Origin of the sequence: Aphanizomenon flos-aquae FACHB-1287 (assembly GCF_014698755.1) — a bacterium.
GTDB lineage: Bacteria > Cyanobacteriota > Cyanobacteriia > Cyanobacteriales > Nostocaceae > Dolichospermum > Dolichospermum flosaquae.
Genome location: NZ_JACJTO010000058.1, coordinates 1 through 18,913, shown reverse-complemented (window position 1 = coordinate 18,913; position 18,913 = coordinate 1). Strand labels below are relative to the sequence as shown.

Genomic DNA, 18,913 nt, shown 5'->3' with positions numbered 1-18,913 from the left:
CTTGGGAAATGAGTTTATGATCATGGTTAATCAAAATATTTTAATCCTTCGCCCAAAATTTAACATATTTTTGGCTATTTTTATCAGGCTTTTCTTAACATTCAACACTTCTGCTGTTGTTGATATTGAAAAATTAATGATTCAGATAAAAAGCAATCTAATAATGTTTCTTTTAAGGCTGTTTCAGCTAGATTTTTTCCTACTATTTCTATCCCACTAAATCGTTGAGGTCTTCCTTGTAAATGTCGTGGTAAATCTAATTCTAAAAAGTCTATTTGGGGAACACCAGAAACAAAATCACAGTAAAGAGAACGTCCGTCATTAACATCAAAAATTGCCTTAGCGCGAGTAACAATACCATAAGCACCATGAGTTATTTCATACCAAAATTCCTCTAAACTATTTTCATCTATAACCTGACCTGTAGTTTCTACTCGCCATAGATTTTCTATAATTATACTTGGAACTGGCGCACCATATATAATTTCCTTTGTCCAATGATCATATTCAGAGTTTTTCAAATCGGGAGGGATAATTGCCACGGTGCGGTAATTTAAATTACCTAATATTTTTGATATAGCCTTTAACTCTAGATAAGAACCTAATTCAATATAAACACTATCTGCGGTAGGGATATGATCAATAAATTCAATTTCTTGACCATCACTAAATATTTTTAAATCAGGAAAATCAGTAGCCATTTTAGTTTTATCAATGGGAATATTACCCGTTCCCAGACTAAAATAAATTACTTTTTCATTAGATATAAGCTCTCGAATCTCTTGACAAATCCAGGTAGTTTTGCCAGATCCAAATAATCCAGCCACAACAGTAATCATTGGCGTATTCATGGGTAAACTAATAATAAAAATTATGTATAGGTTGACAAAATTTCCACAGAATTAAAAAAACAACTTCTTGCTCCAGTATGACAGGCTTGATCACCAACTTGGTCAATCTTAACAAGAATTGTATCACCATCACAATCATAAAAAAGCTCCTTTAGCTTTTGAATATGTCCAGACGTTGCTCCTTTATGCCATAATTGGGAACGAGAACGACTCCAATAATGAACTTCACCAGTAGCTAGGGTTTTGACAATTGATTCTGCATTCATCCAAGCCATCATTAAAACAGTACCATCATAGTAATCTTGAGCTATGGCCGGAATTAAACCCTGCTCATTAAATTTCAAATTTTCAATCATTTCAGTAGTATTTGCTAAATCGAATTTTATCTTAATCATTTATCTCTGATCATTTGCGTTTATCTGCGTTTATCTGCGGTCAAATATTTTTCTTTTTACCTCTAATAAATTCAGGATTGATAATTCATAATGTAGAGACAGATATATCTTATCTCTACATAATACCAACCAAATTTATCTCAAAAAAGGCCTTTAGTAAAAGTTAGGATTGTGTCGAATCAAATTCATAAATTCTTCACGAGTAGATATGTCTTCAGAAAACACACCACGCATGGCGCTGGTAACAGTCCAAGAACCTGGTTTTTGCACTCCTCTCATTACCATACACATATGAGTTGCTTCAATGACCACTGCAACCCCTTTAGGTTTGAGTAAACCTTGCACTGCATCAGCAATTTGTAAAGTCAACCGTTCTTGTACTTGTAAACGTCGAGCATACATTTCACAAATGCGAGCAATTTTTGATAAACCAATGACTTTACCATTAGGAATATAAGCGACATGAGCGCGACCAATAATCGGTAATATGTGGTGTTCACAGGAGCTAAAAAGATCAATATCCCGGACTAAAACCATTTCATTAGCATCTTCGGTGAAAACTGCTCCATTTAATAGTTCATCCAAAGATTGATGATATCCATTCGTCAGAAACTTTAAAGCTTTAACAACTCTTTTGGGAGTATCTTTTAACCCTTCTCTGTCAGGATTTTCTCCCAATCCAATCAACAAAGTGCGTACAGCTTGTCTCATATCAGCTTCTGTTACAGTTGGTAATTCTTGCCGATATAAGGATGAAATGTCAGCAGTAGAATTTAGCTCTGGACGAATAGATAAAGTCATTTTTTTAGGTTAATGGGGATGATTTATGAGCAAAGTTAATAGTTTCATTTATAAACTATATTTATAAATAGCTATTAACTAAATTTGATTTGATGAGTTTGAGAATTAATGACGACTTTTAAACTAACTATAACAAACATTCGTTAAGTTTTGCATGAATCTCACTAGCCTCCAATTTTCTACCAATAAAAACTACCTGATTTTTAGGTTGATTAGGCCATTCGTCAGCGTGCAAAGTGTAACGAGGTCCACTGAGTTGAAAGATATGACGCAAGCCACTATCACTAAACCATAAAATTCCCTTAGCACGAAATACATTTTTCGGTATTTCTTCAGTCAAAAAATGCTCAAATTTATGGACATCAAATGGTTTATTACTTTGGAAAGAAATTGAAACAAACCCATCATTATCTAAATGATCGGAGTGATGATGATGTTCATGTTTATGGTCATGTTCATGTTTATGGTCATGTTCATGTTTATGGTCATGGTTATGACGATCTTCATCATCAGTGACAATATACTTATGTATTGGTGTTAAACTCACATCTAAAATCAATGGTAAAGCAACTTCACCATATTGAGTATGTAAAATTTTCGCTCCGCTTTTGACATCATGGATAAAATTTTCTAATTCTTGTATTTTTTCTGGCTTCACAAGGTCTATTTTATTGAGGAGAATAATATCTCCATAGGTAATCTGTCTTAAAGCTGCTTCGCTATCGAAATGTTTTTCATCGAAGGCTTCAGCATCTACCACTGTAATAATTGAATCTAGGTTAGTTAAATCCCTCAATTCTGTTCCCAGAAAAGTTAAAATGATTGGTAAAGGATCAGCAACACCTGTAGTTTCAATAACTAGATAATCAATGGGATCTTCTCTTTCTAGAACTCGATAAACTGCATCAACTAAACCATCATTAATTGTACAACATATACAGCCATTACTAAGTTCCATCATAGCTTCATCTACAGAAATTAGTAATTGACTATCAATGTTAATATCACCAAACTCATTGACGAGGACAGCGACTTTTAAATCTTGTTTGTTTTGAAGAATCTGATTTAAAAGCGTAGTTTTACCACTTCCTAAAAACCCTGTAATTATAGTTATTGGCATTCCGCGTTTGGGTATTTCAGGAATTGCATTTTTTGCGTTTAAACTGATTGTATTCATCTGAAAATCTGGGTTTTACTTGACAAAAAAAGTACGGTAAAAGTGAATTTTTAAGACAAGTTTTTCCTTGTCATACTGAATAAACTGACCATAGCTAACAAAAATGATAACCGTTATCAAGTTAACACAAAAAAAGTCCGAATGTAAATGATTTTGTCATTTATTTGCCAAAAAATCTTTGCCACTTCCTGAACAGAACCTTAACTCAACATCAAAGCCACTTCTTTGGCAAAATAAGTTAAAATTAAATCAGCACCAGCCCGCTTCATACTGGTTAAAGTCTCTAAAATCACCTTTTTCTCATCAACCCAACCCTTTTGAGCAGCCGCTTTAATCATTGCGTATTCACCACTCACGTTATAAGCTGCAACTGGTAAATTTGTAGCTGCTTTTACCTGACAGATTATATCTAGATAGGCTAATGCGGGTTTGACCATAATGATGTCTGCACCTTCAGCAATATCCAATTCAATTTCCTTTAAAGCTTCTTTCGCGTTAGCTGCGTCCATTTGATAGGTTTTTTTATCGCCAAATTTGGGCGCGGAATCTAAAGCATCTCGAAATGGTCCATAATAGGCAGAGGCATATTTTGCGGAGTATGCCAAAATCCCTACATTGATATAACCTTCAGCGTCTAAAGCTTGACGAATTGCCCCAATTCTGCCATCCATCATATCAGAAGGGGCAACAAAATCAGTTCCCGCTTCTGCCTGGGAAAGTGCCATTTTCACCAAAACTTCTATAGTGGGGTCATTGAGAATAATTCCATTTTCATCCGCTAAACCATCATGACCATGGGTAGTAAAAGGGTCAAGAGCGACATCCGTAATTACAATTATTTCCGGGACTAGCTTTTTAATAGCTTTAACAGTTTCCTGTACCAATCCCTGCTGGTTGTAACTTTCCGAACCTGTTTCATCTTTGTCTTTTTCTGGAATTACCGGGAAAATTGCTACAGCATTAATTCCCAATTGTGACACTTCGGTAATTTCTTTCAGGAGTAAATCCAGAGAAAAACGATAACAACCGGGCATAGAAGATATCTCTACCTTTTCCCCTTCCCCCTCCATGACAAACACGGGATAGATCAGATCATCCACCGTTAAAATTGTTTCCCGTACCATTCTCCGTAGAGTTTCAGTACGACGCAGACGGCGGGGACGTTTAAGCAAGCTTTGAGACGACATAGAATATTAACCAAAATGATAATCATTATTATAAATCATCCCGTTCAAATCCCCACCACCAATTAATTTGATTTTACAGCAAGTAGCTTTGAGTGAGGTACACTTTGTGCGGGCAAGATGCCCGCACCACAAGAGTTTTATCATTAATATCTGTACTTCATAATATCGGAAACTGCTGTAATTTTCCTCCCTGTCTGGAGGGAATCTGCGTGAAACAAAAACCAGAATTCCCGATTTTTATCGGGAATTACCACTAAGGAACATCAATAGGAATCAAACCATTTTCCGGCACATAACCAGAAAAACAACCATCATCAGATAACACCAAAATCAACCGTAGAGGATAATCTGGAGGAACTTGCAAATCAGCCCAAGGTATTGCTATTTCTAGACAAGAATCTAAAGCAACCTGAGCACGGGTAGCACGGGGATACCATAAATAATTGTCTCCTGCTGCTCGAAATTGCACAGACTGACTCAGTAAATTCACTTCTAAATGATGATGAAATAGATAATTCAAGGGTGCTGTATCTGGTACTTCAGCTAGAGGTATAGAACTATTCACCATTGTCCGATCAGGATAATACCAAAATAGGTGTAAATCTGGTGGTATATCCTGACCAGGAACAGCGCCAGTTTTAAAATCTACCCGCACGTAAAAGTTTAAATGGTCTACACCATACCAAAGACGCTGGATAGTGCTACTGTTGTGCATTGTTCCCCTAGCACCACCCACTTCTATACGTCCGGCTTTATCCCAGTCTTGCTCATCACCTTTACCATCTATGATAGGATGGATAAATCCCTCTGGTTTGTGTTCAGAACGGGCTTCATGGATTTCTAGGGGACTGTGCAAATACGGTGGAACAGGTTCATTTAAAGCTGTGTAAATACCGTGCAGATGTTCCCGAAATAACTGGTCAAAAATAGCATCTTGATTAGAAGAATGGCCTTCTCCAAACCACCAAAACCAATCTGAACCTTCAGCAGCATATAAAGCCTCCCATGCGGCGGGGTTATTTTCTTCCGTAGCTTCGGGATGATTTGCTAAAACTTGTCTAGCTGCGGTGAGATAGTCCCAAGCGCGGTTTTTAACTGGGTCTCCTATCCATGTGGTAAAATTGCCATCTACCCAAGAACCACTATGGAGTTGTTCACTGGGAATAGTTGTGGTGGGGGGGAATTGGTCAATAAATTCGGAAACGGTGACAAGTTTGATATTGGACTGGTTACTCAAACTTTCATATAATGTTTCTAGGAAGTCTTTCCCGTCGTGAGGATAAAATTCCCAACAATTTTCCCCATCTAGGGCAATTGTAACTAACCATGGTTGATCATCATCACTTTCTTTTTGTTGTTTAGCGATCGCTTGCAAATGCCCAACTAAATCCGCTGCTGCTTTCTTAGCTGGCATAGTGCTATATGTAAAACCAATTAAATCTGATAGTCTATGATCACGGAAAACTATAGACACATCCCCAGCGGAAGTTTGCAGACGATAGGGACGATAAAGCAGTTTTGGTTCTTGCACATTTCCCACAGCGTCTCGATGAAAAAAGTGTTTTAATGACCAGCCTAAAACCGCTTCATCTGAACAAATCCATTGAAAACCTTGTTTAATAATATACGGTAAAATTTCTGGACTAACGGATTGTTCCGAAGGCCACAAACCTCTAGGATCTTGTCCAAACCTATCTATATATAAATCCCAGGATTTTTGTAAATGTCGAGGAATATCTTCTACCCACTGAAATCGCTGTTTAGGTAATGTCATCTGCGGTACTGCTACCCGTCCAGCGTTAGTATCAGCTAATAACGGTAAAATCGGGTGAGTATAGGGAGTCGTGGTAACTTCTAGTTGTCCACTTTTCTGCATTTTCCGATGTTGGGGAATAATTTGACTAAGAATTTGCCGCTGTTTGGAATAAATGCGCTGGCGATCGCCTAAACTAAAATTACGTCCCTGTTCTAACCAAGCAGCAATTTCCGGGTCATGCCAAAATAAAGGATCAATCCAAGCCAAATTATGCCAAGCTAATAAATCACCATAATCTGATAATTGCCAATTTGCTAAACACCAACTTTGTCCTTGTTCCTGTCTTTGGTAATATAACTCGGCATAACGAGGATGGGGATCAATTAATGTATGATGATTAGCATCAAAGAAATGTTGAATAATAAACTCTTTTTGTTCACGGGTTAACTGTTCTACAGCAGTCAAACTAGCAGTTAAATAGGGGTCAAAAGCCGTACCCGCAACATAATCTTCCAGTTGTAATATCAAGGAAGGTACTAAATTTACTGTTTGATGTAATTTAGGATACTTTTCTAACAATAATACTAAATCTAAATAATCCTTAGTTCCATGTAAACGTACCCAAGGCAAGCGATACTGTTGACTAGTAACCAGAGAACTGCCATTTTCAGGAGACTTGTACAATGGTTGATGTTGATGCCAGATAAATGCAACGTGTAAAGGATGAGACATAGTGTCAAAAATAGGGAATAGGGAACAGGGAACAGGGAACAGGGAACAGGGAACAGGGATATCTTACCAATTACCCATTACCCATTACCCATTACCAGCAATTTAGATAACTTGTTCTACTTCAGATATCTCAGGAATCATTTCCTTAAGACGACGTTCAATACCCATTCTCAAAGTCATAGTCGAACTAGGACAAGAACCACAAGCACCCTGTAACCGAAGTTTAACAATTGGTCCATCTAATTCGACAATTTCCACATTACCACCATCAGAAATGAGATAGGGGCGCATTTCATCTAATACAGTTTCTACATTTTCTAGCGTCAATTCCATTGTTTCTGTCCTGCTTCTTTAATAAATTGGTGATTGTCTACATTGCTAATAATCTAGTTTAGGCTGATAATTGTCAGTTGTCCGTTCTCAGTTGTTACTTAACTGAATCTGAGAATAAATAAACTCAGTAATTGACGGAGGAGTTTCTATTTTCCCGTCTACATACTCCGCTACTACCTGACTTGTCAAAATGTAATAATCACCAAACTTTTGATATGTATCCGTAAACTTGAGAATGCTATCAACGTCTCCTGTTTGCGAATTACGAAAAACCACATGATATATAAGCGGAAGATAACTGGATTCTGTATCTAGAAAATCATCATAATTCATCTCTAGGGACATACGACCCATAAACCGAACTTCTTGATGTATTGTTTGATTACGTATTTGATAGTGAATACCAGTGTTATCACTCTTGACAAAAACAGTTACACCATCATTTTCTCCCGTTTCACCTAAAATAAACTCATGTTGACCATAAGAATCTAGAAAACTGGTTTTTTGACAGCGGGTAACTACTTCCTGTAACTGAATATCAATTCCTGCTGCTATTTCTTTATCTGCGACTTCTGTAACTCGGATATTCAGTCTTGGGTCAATCTGAATTTTACCCGTATATATCTCACCTTCCTGTAGCAGTTGCACATAGGCAGAATAACCAGGAAAATTCTCATCCCAAGTGTAACGACGTTCATAAGCAATTTGAAATAAACTTTCTGCTGTTGACTGAATTGCCATATCACCACTTTGACTGCATTTTTCTAATAGTTTAATGCAAAGTTGCTACTTTTTAAATTATACAAAAATATATTTGTGTTTTTACGTGGAATGGGATATATTGATTGGGTCTAGCTTCAGTATAGCATAAATTAAAAAGAACGTCAAGTAAATTTCCAAGAATTTGTGACAAATAAGAGCGGGAGGTAAAGATGATTGGGATTGATAATTTGCCTCTATTCAATATTCTACCATAATACCATAATATTCAAATATATGGGAGTTTGAACCTCTGCTTCAAATACAGTGAATGTTGATTATTAATTATCAAAATGTGTCTTAGTAGAGCAATAGCGAAACCAAACACAGTTAGAAACTTTTTGAGTAAAACTTATTGTTAAAATAACTTAGTGATTAGACGTAAGTAGAAAATATTTTATTTCTATCTGAATAAAATGTTCAAATAATCCCCTGAATTTGCTAAACTCCAAATTCTAGGATATAAATTACAAGTATTGGGAATTGGGGGAGGTTCACAGAGTGCTTACAAGTGAAGACATAGAACAAATTCATCCCCAGGACTTTTTATGGCGGTTTTGGCCTGTTGTGCCAATTTATCCTTATGGTGAACGGCGTACTATTTGTAAAGAAGTTATTAAAGATACCATCTGGATCTTTGACCAATTACAGGGGATTTTCTATGTAGTTGTGCCAATTCGCATGACTGTAGTTAAGCTGGAAAAAGGAGGGTTGCTGGTTTATGCACCTGTTGCACCCACTGGTGAATGTATCCGATTATTAAATGAATTGATAAGCAAACACGGTAATATTAAGTATATTATTTTGCCGACGATATCAGGAATAGAACATAAAGTATTTGTTGGTCCCTTTGCGCGACGCTTTCCCACTGCACAGGTATTTGTTGCACCCGGACAATGGAGTTTTCCCATTAATCTGCCTTTGAGTTGGTTGGGTTTACCTGGTAAACGTACTCGGATATTGCCTGAAAATAGCCAGGAAGCCCCTTTTGCTGAGGATTTTGATTATGCAATCCTCGGACCGATTGATTTAGGTTTGGGTAAGTTTGCAGAGGTGGCTTTTTTCCACAAGCGATCACACACGGTTCTAATTACAGATACCATAGTTTCAGTACCAGCAGAACCACCAGCAATTGTCCAACTTGACCCCTATCCCTTATTATACCACGCCAAGGATCAAGCTTTTGACATGATTACAGATACCCCAGCTAATCGCCTCAAAGGGTGGCAGCGGGTAACATTATTTGCCTTGTATTTTAGCCCCAGTGTATTAGAAGTACCGACATGGAGTCAAGTATGGCGGGATGCCAAAAAAGCCCCAGAACGTTCGAGAAAAGCCTATTTTGGCTTTTTCCCATTTCAATGGCGGGAAAATTGGCAAGATTCTTTTGATATTTTACGAGGAAATGGGCGGATATTTGTTGCGCCAATTTTACAAAGTTTGATTTTAAATCGCGCCCCCCAGGAAACTATAAATTGGGCTGATAAAGTTGCAAAATGGGATTTTCAATGGATTATTCCCTGTCATTTTGATGCCCCAATTAAGGCAGAACCGCAACAATTTCGTCAAGCATTTGCGTTTTTGGAAAAGCAGCCCGTTGGGGGTTTTGTTAGTAGTAATAGTTATCTTTTACCGGAGGGTGATTTTAAATTGTTGAGAAATATTGACGCGGGGTTGAATAAGTTTGGTATTGTGCCACCTGCGCGGGAAAGGGTGTAGAATTTAGGGTATTATTCAGTTTTTAAATTTAACAAATTTCTTAAAAACTCAGCGAAATTTTTAATAGCTGGAATTTCCGCTGTCTCAATACTAATCCAATCATCACATTTAATAGTTACCGTATTTGTCATACCTGGTTGAAGAACACTGGCCACTGTGGCAATTATAGCTTTTTGTTGATCAAAAGGTTTCCACTCTAACTTTTTCTTCCTCTCTTCCTGAGAAAATTTATCTATATATTCCTTTGCTCTTTGCATATATTCAGGATAAACTAAATCTCCACAATCACAAATTAAAGTATCTAAAACTCCTAGTTGAGAATTATCTGGTAATATATAAATTCCTGCTTTTGTTTCTAATTCTGGTGAACCTTCTGTAACATTACCACTTTGAGTAACTTCAGTTGGAAAATGAGGAAAATATTCTTTAAAATCTTTATGATACTCTTTTACCACTTTGTCAGGTGTATTGTTATCAGTATCAGCTACTATTGCAAAAGCGAAAAAAGTTGAAATATCAATATCAGATAATTTAGCTTTTAAATTCTTAATTAACTCATCTCCATTACCTACATATATAGCTATTGAGAAATTTTCATTATCTAATATCTGAGGCATATCAAGCCTATCATATAATTTTCCACCTTTAGGATAATTAGGGATAAATTTTCGCCAAAAATTATCTAGTTCTGACATCTTCCCATCAAATTTAGAAAAGCCTAATAATTTACACAATATCCTAGATACAAAAGCCTGATCATGGTGACCCTCCACACCAATTAAAACATATTTCCGACTCACCAACGCACCTCCTGACCTAATTCTTCTCTTAAACGTCTTAATCTATGTCCATCATGTCTAACTACTTTTGTTTTTCCTTCCTTTGGTTCTAAGCGATAAAGCACTAAATCTGAATCTGATTCAGTCACTTCTAATAAAGCATCAACAGCCTCCAGACTATGGGTAGTTGCAAATAGTTGAACATCCATTTCTGTACACCATTTAACTAACCATCGAAAAGAATTTTGTAGTGCTTCTGTATGAATTGTTGACTCTAATTCATCAATTAAAAGAATACCACCTTTGACGCTGGCTAGTTTAAGAGCTATATGTAATAAGCGACGAATACCATCACCAAAGGTGCTGACTGGTGCAAGTCCTAGTTTTTCATGTTGAATATATATATTGAATCGAGAATTTATAGATTCTGAAGGTAACAACATTTCTATATCTGGAGGTAACAAAAATAATATATCGGAAATATTGTTATCCATCTGTTGTAATAATTTCACCACATCTGCCTTAAAATATTGATGTGTTGCTTCATTAAGTAAGCGAAATTGACCAACTTCTGAACGATGAGATGATGGTGTTACTACAGATGTTTTTAGACTGGTTTCTCTTTTTCCAGATAATCTATAAAAACGTTCATCCTCCCATAGCAAAAAATCTGTAATCAAATCAGATGGTTCACCAAGTAAACTTAACTGATAACCATCATCTGTAAATACCCCTATTTTTAGCTTAATTCCTTTCCTAACTCTTGGTGTATCTTCATTTTCAATTTCCTGCTCATTATCATTTTCAATTTCTTCTTCGTTGCTAAGATTTCTGATATTGCTTTCCGCAGATAACCATATTTCCTCCATTTCTTCATAGCTTGCCATTAACTTCTTTACAGAAAATAAACCAGTGCTAGAAATAAGAATAATAGGTTTATCAGGTTCTAGAATTGACACAGATTTATGCGTAAATAACCACCTTAGTGCATGAAGTGTCCGAGTGCGATACACTCTCATATCCTGCTCTCGTTGACGTGCTGTACTAAGCCATACTTTAATATCTAATGGATGACAGTAGACAGATAATGCTTCTAGAACACTGGTTTTTCCTGAGTTGTTAATACCAACAAGCAGGTTAATACGTCCGAGATCCTTTAGTTCTAAATCTCGAAGTCCTCTAAATTGATGAATTGTAACGTTTTCTAAATTGTTCATAGACTTATTTTAGCTCAAGCTGTATACCATAGATTATTTTTCTGAAAGTTGTCAATATATAACATACCATATTGACAATGTAAATACAATAAACTATCATTTATTTTATAGATGTCTACTTTATTTTAAATGGTATTACCTTCGTCTGGAACGAGGAAAAAAGTCGAAATAACCCCAGTAAACATAATGGCATAACCTTTCAACAAGCAGCAGAGGCATTTTTTGATTCATTCATCAAAATAGTAGATGCTAGTCGCAATGATGAAGCCAGAGATGCCATCATTGGTTTAGATACCCGTTGGAATCTTTTATTTGTAGTCCATATTGAATTTGAAGATGATGTAATCAGAATTATTTCAGCCCGTCAAGCCACACGTAAGGAGCGAGAATATTATGAAAATTGAAACATTAAAACAACGCTTAGACAAAAATCGCCCCATGATTACGGTTACTCTCAGAATGCCAGAAGATGTAGTAGAAGAATTGAAACAACTTGCACCAATACTTGGTTTTTCTGGTTATCAACCCTTGATTCGAGCATATATTGGACAGGGAATGAGAGCAGATTTAGAAAAGTTAGAAAATAATACAGTTAATGCTTTAATTGCTAGTTTAAAACGACATGGTGTGAGTGATGATGTTATTCATGAAGCCCTAACGGAAATCGTTAATGGTTAAATATCAACTATTTATTTTGTATGATCTATTCGATGATACGTTACCTGTACCACCAGCGAGGTAAAGGCTATGACTCTTGTTAAAGCAAATCAAAGACAAAGACACTACCCAAAAGGAGACATTACCCGTCGGGGTATGGCCTTAGCTGTTGACTTCTTAACTGTATGGTTTCTCAGTTCTATCGTCAGAAGCAATCAAATCGGGATTCAATTTACCCAAATCTTTGTTTTTATTTTTGCTTGGTTAATTTTCCGCGTAGTCATAGTTTACAATAATCATGGACAAAGTTTAGGGCGCTGGGCATTTGATTTAAAAATCCTAGAAGTCGCAAACGGGGAAATAGTTAACAGAATCCCCCAATTTCAGACATTATTGCTGCGAGAAGGAGTTATTTGCTTTTCTAGCTTATTATTATCCATTTTCTTGGGGAATATCATCCTCAATCCCGCTGCTGTCGTCCTACTACTGCCCCTAATCATTGACGGAGGAGCAGCTTTATCCGATACTCAAAGGGGTCAGACCTTCCATGACCGCTTTTTTCAGACCATAATCATTTCCTCCCAGCGTGGTTATTCATTAGATATAAAAATTAAACGGCTAGTTGAAAAATTTCCCCGAAATATGAGATAATGACCATTTGTGTTAATTATCTCCAGGCTTTACATTTTGTAAGATTATGGCTAAAAGCAAAGGTGCACGCATAATAGTGACACTAGAATGCACCGAGTGTCGGACAAATCCTGATAAACGTTCCCCTGGTGTATCTCGTTATACCAGCACTAAAAACCGTCGGAACACAACCAACCGCTTAGAACTGAAAAAGTTCTGTACCCACTGCAACAAACACACAGTTCACAAGGAAATTAAGTAAGAATGAGTTACTATCGTCGTCGCCTTTCTCCAATTAAGCCGGGAGACCACATTGATTATAAAGATGTAGATTTGTTGCGTAAATTTCTCACAGAACGTGGTAAAATTCTACCAAGGAGAATTACTGGTTTAACCTGTCAGCAACAACGCGCTCTGACTCTAGCCATTAAACGGGCCCGAATTGTGGCTTTATTACCCTTCATTAACGCCGAAGGTTAAAAATATTTTGGATTTTGGATTTTGGATGATTGTCCAAAAAAGTAGCAGTGGATATGCCCAGTTACTTTGAGTCCAAAATCTAAAATTTAAGGTTTAATGTTAGGAAATTGCCAAAAACATTTAATTAATTATCAAAAATGGTACAATCACTAAGTTTGGTGGTAAAATTAAAAACTGTAAAAGCATTTCTCATAGCAAATTATTAAATAAAGGATTAAATACCAGTTATTTAATCCGAAATTTCCAGTCTAAAAATCTCAAAATATTAAAATTAAAGTGCGATAGTTGTGGATAAGGGGACGTTAGTTGAATTTAGGGTTCAAAGCGATCGCCGTCTAGGAGTGGTAGATCGTCCAGACGGTAAAGCTCGTTGGTTCATAGTAGACGAAAGGGGTCAATCCCATAGTCTCGCACCTCGCCAATTTACCTACACAGTTAATGGACAAACCTATAAACCGGGCGAAATTGCTGAGTTTTTAAATCAAGTCCAGCCTTATCTAGACCCATCAAGTCTGGAAATAGCTTGGGAACTACTCATTGAAGATGGGGAAACTGTCACCCCCAGTCAATTAGCAAGTATCCTATTTTCAGAATCCACACCTCCCCAGTGTTATGCAGCCCATTGTTTGTTATCAGAAGATAAACTCTATTTCAAGCAAAAAGGGGAGGCCTATGAACCACGCAGCGCGGTACAAGTAGCAGAACGCAAACACCAGATTTCAGTAGAATCCCAAAAAGCAAAGGGACAGCAGGAATTTTTAGCCCGTGTAGAACAGGCACTTCAGGGACAAGTCGTAGAATGGCAAAGAATGGATCGCCAGCGTTTAGAAGTATTAGAAAAGTATGCGACTTTGTTAGCAGATGTGATCATGCTCAAGGTGAATTACGATTCTTTAGCTCGTGCTTGTCCACCTTCAGCCCCAGTATTAGAAACAATGAATATGCTGGGACGTTCTGCTACGCCCCAGGGTGCTTTTCAATTGTTGATAGATTTGGGTTGGTGGAGTCCCCATGAAAACCTGTTCCTACGTCGTTCGTCAATTTCCGTTCAATTTCCTCATCAGGTATTAGAAGTGGCGCAAGAACGCTTGGATTTCCCTCCCACAGATTTGGACACAAACCGTCTCGATCTCACACATCTCAAGGTATATACCATTGATGATGAAAGCACGACAGAAATAGATGATGGTTTAAGTTGGGAAATATTACCAGATGGAAAAGAACGGTTATGGGTACATATAGCCGATCCTACCAGATTATTAATCCCAGATGATGAATTAGATTTGGAAGCCAGAAAACGGGGAAGTACGGTGTATTTACCTACGGGGATGATTCCCATGTTTCCAGAGGTGTTAGCTACAGGTCCCATGAGTTTGGTACAGGGGAAAGTCTGTTGTGCTCTGAGCTTTGGGGTGGTTTTAGATGAAGTTGGGTCTGTAGAAGATTATTGTATACATACCGGTTTAATTAAGCCTACCTATCGTCTCACCTATCAAGATGTTGATGAGATGTTAGAGTTGGGAGTACAAGCAGAACCAGAAATTGAAGCGATCGCTAATTGGGCTAAAATACGTAGAACCTGGCGCTATGGTCAAGGGGCTATTAGTATTAATATGCCAGAAGCGATGATCAAAGTCAAAGACGATGATATCAATATTGATGTTTTAGATGATTCCTTGTCCCGACAATTAGTCGCAGAAATGATGATCCTTGCAGGAGAGGTCGCAGCCCGTTATGGTCAAACCCATAATATCCCTCTTCCCTTTCGCGGTCAACCCCAACCGGAATTACCTCCAGAGGAAGAACTACTTCTACTCCCAGCGGGTTTTGTTCGTTCCTGTGCAATGCGTCGCTGTATGCCTAAGAGTGAAATGAGTATTACCCCTGTGCGTCATGCTGGATTGGGTTTAGATACTTATACACAAGCTACTTCTCCTATTCGTCGTTATAGTGACTTACTCACTCACTTCCAATTAAAAGCACATTTACGCGGTGAAGGTTTACCTTTCTCTGCGGAACAACTTAAAGAAGTGATGATGACGGTTAGCAGCGCTACCCAGGAAGCAACGATGGTGGAACGACAAACTAATAGATATTATGCTTTAGAATATTTACGTCGTCATCCTGAGGAAATTTGGCAGGTGACAGTGTTAATGTGGTTACGAGAAGATAGCAATTTAGCACTAATTTTATTAGAAGATTTGGGTTTACAATTACCTATGTCTTTCCGACGTTCTGTTAGTTTGGGAGAAAATCTATTAGTAAAAGTTAGTTTAGCTGACCCTCAAAAAGATATGATTCACTTCCAAGAAATTATGTATCAGGAGGCTTAATTAGTTAAAAGCCGAAATTGTTAACGGAGAGAGAGGGATTCGAACCCTCGTATACATTTCTGCATAACAGACTTTCCAGGTCTGCGCCTTCAACCACTCGGCCATCTCTCCAGGGTCTCGCTTTGCTATAGTACAATGGAATTTAAAAAAAAGCAAGCATTTTAGAAAAGAAATTTTTTTGACTACTCCCTGGACTGAAAGTGGGGGGTTTTCAGTCTATTTTCCTATAATAAAGTTTGAAACCCCAAATCCGCAAATCTAAAAATCAAGATGGTTCTAACTCACACAATTAAAGTTTACAATCGCCAAACTGGTACATTACATACTCTCGAAGTTCCTGAAGACCGTTATATTTTACACACGGCTGAACACAATGGGACAGAACTCCCCTTTTCTTGTCGGAATGGGGCTTGTACAACTTGCGCTGTGAGAGTTTTGTCGGGAGAAATTCACCAACCGGAAGCTATTGGACTTTCTCCTGATTTACGTCGTCAAGGTTACGCTTTATTATGTGTAAGTTATGCTCGTTCTGATTTGGAAGTGGAAACACAAGATGAAGATGAAGTTTATGAACTTCAATTTGGCCGGTTTTTTGGGAAGGGAAAAGTTAAAGCGGGTTTACCCTTAGATGAGGACTAAGATTTTCTTGTGTTCAAGTTAATAAATCTGATAGCGAGGATGGCTGCTATGGTGGTCTGTCTTCGCGTTTTTGTGCCAAAGAGCCTAATAATTATACTAGTTAGTTTTGTACTGTTAGTGGGTTGTCAAGGACAAAACTATTCTTCTTTAACTCCCGCTAGTATAAGGGTGGCACAGGTTGTGAGTGGACAAAGTTTACAGGTATTGGGAATGGAAGCACAACCCAATTTAATTTCTTCTGTGCGGTTAATTGGCTTAGACGCGCCAGATCTCCGTCAAATTCCTTGGGGTGAGGATGCTAAACAGTTATTAGAAGGTTTAATAGGGGGCGCAAATCAAGCTGTTAGTCTGGAATTTGACGTAGAGACTAAGGATAAATTTAACCGAACTTTAGCCTATGTATGGAAAGATAAACTGTTGTTAAATGAGGAAGTAGTTAAACAGGGGTATGCTTTATTTGTAGAGCGATCGCCTAATAATAAATATAACCGACGTTTGGAAAGAGCGCAACAATGGGCGAGAATCATGGGGAAAGGTATCTGGAACCCTGATAAACCTATGCGGACGACTCCTGGGGAATTTCGCCGGCTCTCCTATTAAATCCACTAACCACTAACCACTGACCACTAACAACTGACAAATATGCAAATTTTTCTAGATATTGCTACGGAAGCGGCCCTGGCCGCAGGTGTAGTTTTACAAGATTATTTAGGTAAATTAGAAAATGAAATTACCGAAAAAGGCCGTCCGGGTGATTTAGTTACTGCTGCTGATAAAGCTTCTGAAGAGGTAATTTTAGAAGTCTTGCGTCGTCATTTTCCGGGACATTCGATTTTAGCTGAAGAGTCGGGAAAACTGGGAAATCAAGATCATGAATTTCTCTGGGCTATTGACCCTCTTGATGGTACAACTAATTACGCTCATCAATATCCCTGTTTTGCTGTTTCTATTGGTTTATTGATTCAGGGTGTACCCAAGGTGGGGGTAATTTATGATCCTTTTCATGATGAATTATTTCGGGCTGCTGCTGGTTTAGGTGCAACCCGTAATCGTCGTCCTATTCATGTTTCCCAAACAGCGGAGTTAGGTAAAAGTCTGTTGGTTAGTGGATTTGCTTATGATAGACGGGAAACGCTTGATAATAATTATGCGGAGTTTTGTCATCTTACTCATCTTACCCAAGGGGTGAGACGTGACGGGGCTGCGGCTTTGGATTTAGCCTATGTGGCCTGTGGCCGAGTTGATGGTTATTGGGAGAGGGGAATTGCGCCTTGGGACGTTGTAGCTGGGATAATATTGGTTGAGGAAGCGGGAGGAAAGGTGACTGCTTATGATGGGAGTCCGATTAAAATTGAGTCGGGGAGAATTTTAGCTACTAATGGTTGTCTTCATGATAGTCTCAGTCAAGAATTAATAAAAGTTCCCCGTTTAGCTAGTTGGACGTAATTTCTGTTCAGGAATAAATCATCCAATTTTGTTTAAAACCGACTTTTGTATATTAGACAATTTATTGGTATCCCGTATTTTACCCCCCTTAGTCCCCCCTTGTAAAGGGGGGAAACAAGAAAATCTAGTCCTCTTTATAAAGGGGGGAAACAAGAAAATCCAGTCCTCTTTATAAAGGGGGGAAACAAGAAAATCCAGTTCTCTTTATGAAGGGGAGAAACAAGAAAATCCAGTTCTCTTTATAAAGGGGGGAAACAACAAAATGTTTATCTAGTTGGTCGTAATTTCTGTTCAGGAATAAATCATCCAATTTTGTTTAAAACCGACTTTTGTATATTAGACAATTTATTGGTATCTCGTATTTTACCCCCCTTAGTCCCCCCTTGTAAAGGGGGGAAACAAGAAAATCCAGTTCTCTTTATAAAGGGGGGAAACAACAAAATGTTTATCTAGTTGGTCGTAATTTCTGTTCAGGAATAAATCATCCAATTTTGTTTAAAACCGACTTTATATTAGACAATTTATTGGTATCCTGTATTTTACCCCCCTTAGTCCCCCCTTGTAAAGGGGGGAAACAAGAAAATCCAGTTCTCTTTATACAGGGGAGAAACAAGAAAATCCAGTTCTCTTTATAAAGGGGAGAAACAAGAAAATCCAGTTCCCTCCCCTTAGCAAGGGGAGGGTTAGGGTGGGGTCAAAAATATTTGATACATCAATTATGACTTTTCAAATACCCTCTAATTCTATAGGGTAGAAACTCTAAATTCAGCAACGCCGTTAATGTTATCTCAATGTAAAAATGGAATTAGCAGATAATGACTGAAGCAGAACTAATACAAATAATTAAACAAGCAGCAAAAGATGAAGTAACAGAACTTGATCTTAGTAATAATCAAATCAGCAGTTTACCACCGGAAATAGTCCAACTTACTAATCTCCAATCTCTCGACATTTCTTTTAATCAAATCAGCAGTTTACCACCGGAAATAGGACAACTTACTAATCTCCAATTTCTCGACATT

Annotated in this window: 21 protein-coding genes and 1 tRNA gene; 11 read left to right on the top strand and 11 right to left on the bottom strand. The window is 37.6% G+C overall.

Annotated features, from left to right (window positions below; all coding sequences use genetic code 11):
• Positions 1-101: 101 nt before the first annotated feature.
• The 8 genes from H6G44_RS18755 to H6G44_RS18720 all read right to left on the bottom strand — a co-directional run bounded on the left by H6G44_RS18755 (position 102) and on the right by H6G44_RS18720 (position 7,973).
• On the bottom strand, positions 102-851 hold the full coding sequence (locus H6G44_RS18755; protein WP_190388054.1) for a GTP-binding protein: 750 nt from the start codon (positions 849-851) through the stop codon (positions 102-104).
• Between the two features lie 20 nt (positions 852-871).
• Positions 872-1,246 carry a phosphoribosyl-AMP cyclohydrolase gene (hisI, locus tag H6G44_RS18750; RefSeq protein WP_051289716.1) on the bottom strand — a complete coding sequence of 125 codons (375 nt, stop codon included), beginning with the start codon at positions 1,244-1,246 and terminating at the stop codon, positions 872-874.
• A gap of 153 nt (positions 1,247-1,399) precedes the next feature.
• On the bottom strand, positions 1,400-2,047 hold the full coding sequence (folE, locus tag H6G44_RS18745; RefSeq protein WP_190388053.1) for a GTP cyclohydrolase I FolE: 648 nt from the start codon (positions 2,045-2,047) through the stop codon (positions 1,400-1,402).
• Between the two features lie 127 nt (positions 2,048-2,174).
• The gene (locus H6G44_RS18740) at positions 2,175-3,224 is read right to left on the bottom strand and encodes a CobW family GTP-binding protein (protein ID WP_190388052.1); all 1,050 of its coding nucleotides are present in this window, start codon (positions 3,222-3,224) and stop codon (positions 2,175-2,177) included.
• 200 nt (positions 3,225-3,424) lie between these two features.
• On the bottom strand, positions 3,425-4,411 hold the full coding sequence (gene hemB / locus H6G44_RS18735; RefSeq protein WP_190388051.1) for a porphobilinogen synthase: 987 nt from the start codon (positions 4,409-4,411) through the stop codon (positions 3,425-3,427).
• Between the two features lie 253 nt (positions 4,412-4,664).
• Positions 4,665-6,899 carry a glycoside hydrolase gene (locus H6G44_RS18730; RefSeq protein WP_190388050.1) on the bottom strand — a complete coding sequence of 745 codons (2,235 nt, stop codon included), beginning with the start codon at positions 6,897-6,899 and terminating at the stop codon, positions 4,665-4,667.
• 102 nt (positions 6,900-7,001) lie between these two features.
• Entirely contained in the window at positions 7,002-7,232 is a 231-nt protein-coding gene (locus H6G44_RS18725) for a NifU family protein (protein ID WP_190388049.1), read from the bottom strand.
• A gap of 87 nt (positions 7,233-7,319) precedes the next feature.
• On the bottom strand, positions 7,320-7,973 hold the full coding sequence (locus H6G44_RS18720; RefSeq protein ID WP_190388048.1) for a DUF3386 domain-containing protein: 654 nt from the start codon (positions 7,971-7,973) through the stop codon (positions 7,320-7,322).
• A 519-nt stretch (positions 7,974-8,492) separates the two neighbouring features.
• Between H6G44_RS18720 and H6G44_RS18715 the strand changes: the two genes are divergently transcribed.
• A complete protein-coding gene (locus H6G44_RS18715) occupies positions 8,493-9,710 on the top strand; it encodes a DUF4336 domain-containing protein (RefSeq protein ID WP_190388047.1) in 1,218 nt (405 codons plus the stop codon).
• Positions 9,711-9,721: 11 nt separating this feature from the next.
• Here the strand turns inward: H6G44_RS18715 and H6G44_RS18710 are convergent, their stop codons facing one another.
• Entirely contained in the window at positions 9,722-10,483 is a 762-nt protein-coding gene (locus H6G44_RS18710) for a DUF3226 domain-containing protein (RefSeq protein ID WP_313885315.1), read from the bottom strand.
• Between the two features lie 23 nt (positions 10,484-10,506).
• Positions 10,507-11,706, bottom strand: a complete 1,200-nt coding sequence (locus tag H6G44_RS18705) for an AAA family ATPase (protein WP_190388045.1) — start codon at positions 11,704-11,706, stop codon at positions 10,507-10,509.
• A gap of 95 nt (positions 11,707-11,801) precedes the next feature.
• Here H6G44_RS18705 and H6G44_RS18700 point away from each other — a divergent pair, with 95 nt between their 5' ends.
• The 6 genes from H6G44_RS18700 to H6G44_RS18675 all read left to right on the top strand — a co-directional run bounded on the left by H6G44_RS18700 (position 11,802) and on the right by H6G44_RS18675 (position 15,806).
• Entirely contained in the window at positions 11,802-12,110 is a 309-nt protein-coding gene (locus H6G44_RS18700; protein ID WP_313885316.1) for a BrnT family toxin, read from the top strand.
• Positions 12,100-12,384, top strand: a complete 285-nt coding sequence (locus H6G44_RS18695) for a hypothetical protein (RefSeq protein ID WP_190388044.1) — start codon at positions 12,100-12,102, stop codon at positions 12,382-12,384. Before H6G44_RS18700 ends, H6G44_RS18695 begins: the two co-directional genes overlap by 11 nt.
• A gap of 69 nt (positions 12,385-12,453) precedes the next feature.
• On the top strand, positions 12,454-13,014 hold the full coding sequence (locus tag H6G44_RS18690) for an RDD family protein (RefSeq protein ID WP_190388043.1): 561 nt from the start codon (positions 12,454-12,456) through the stop codon (positions 13,012-13,014).
• A 46-nt stretch (positions 13,015-13,060) separates the two neighbouring features.
• Positions 13,061-13,255 carry a 50S ribosomal protein L33 gene (rpmG, locus tag H6G44_RS18685; RefSeq protein ID WP_010998585.1) on the top strand — a complete coding sequence of 65 codons (195 nt, stop codon included), beginning with the start codon at positions 13,061-13,063 and terminating at the stop codon, positions 13,253-13,255.
• A 2-nt stretch (positions 13,256-13,257) separates the two neighbouring features.
• Complete coding sequence (gene rpsR / locus H6G44_RS18680) at positions 13,258-13,473, top strand: 30S ribosomal protein S18 (protein ID WP_190388042.1); 216 nt, start codon at positions 13,258-13,260, stop codon at positions 13,471-13,473.
• Between the two features lie 287 nt (positions 13,474-13,760).
• Entirely contained in the window at positions 13,761-15,806 is a 2,046-nt protein-coding gene (locus H6G44_RS18675) for a ribonuclease catalytic domain-containing protein (protein WP_190388041.1), read from the top strand.
• Positions 15,807-15,830: 24 nt separating this feature from the next.
• On the opposite strand, the gene H6G44_RS18670 is transcribed toward H6G44_RS18675, so the two are convergent.
• A tRNA-Ser gene (locus H6G44_RS18670) sits at positions 15,831-15,917 on the bottom strand.
• Between the two features lie 159 nt (positions 15,918-16,076).
• Between H6G44_RS18670 and H6G44_RS18665 the strand changes: the two genes are divergently transcribed.
• From H6G44_RS18665 to H6G44_RS18650, 4 genes are all read left to right on the top strand, one after another.
• Complete coding sequence (locus H6G44_RS18665) at positions 16,077-16,445, top strand: 2Fe-2S iron-sulfur cluster-binding protein (RefSeq protein ID WP_190388040.1); 369 nt, start codon at positions 16,077-16,079, stop codon at positions 16,443-16,445.
• A gap of 48 nt (positions 16,446-16,493) precedes the next feature.
• The gene (locus H6G44_RS18660) at positions 16,494-17,045 is read left to right on the top strand and encodes a thermonuclease family protein (protein WP_242031798.1); all 552 of its coding nucleotides are present in this window, start codon (positions 16,494-16,496) and stop codon (positions 17,043-17,045) included.
• 33 nt (positions 17,046-17,078) lie between these two features.
• Entirely contained in the window at positions 17,079-17,891 is an 813-nt protein-coding gene (locus H6G44_RS18655) for an inositol monophosphatase family protein (protein ID WP_190388055.1), read from the top strand.
• Between the two features lie 815 nt (positions 17,892-18,706).
• Positions 18,707-18,913: leucine-rich repeat domain-containing protein (locus tag H6G44_RS18650; RefSeq protein ID WP_190388039.1), on the top strand; the 207-nt coding region annotated here is incomplete at its 3' end.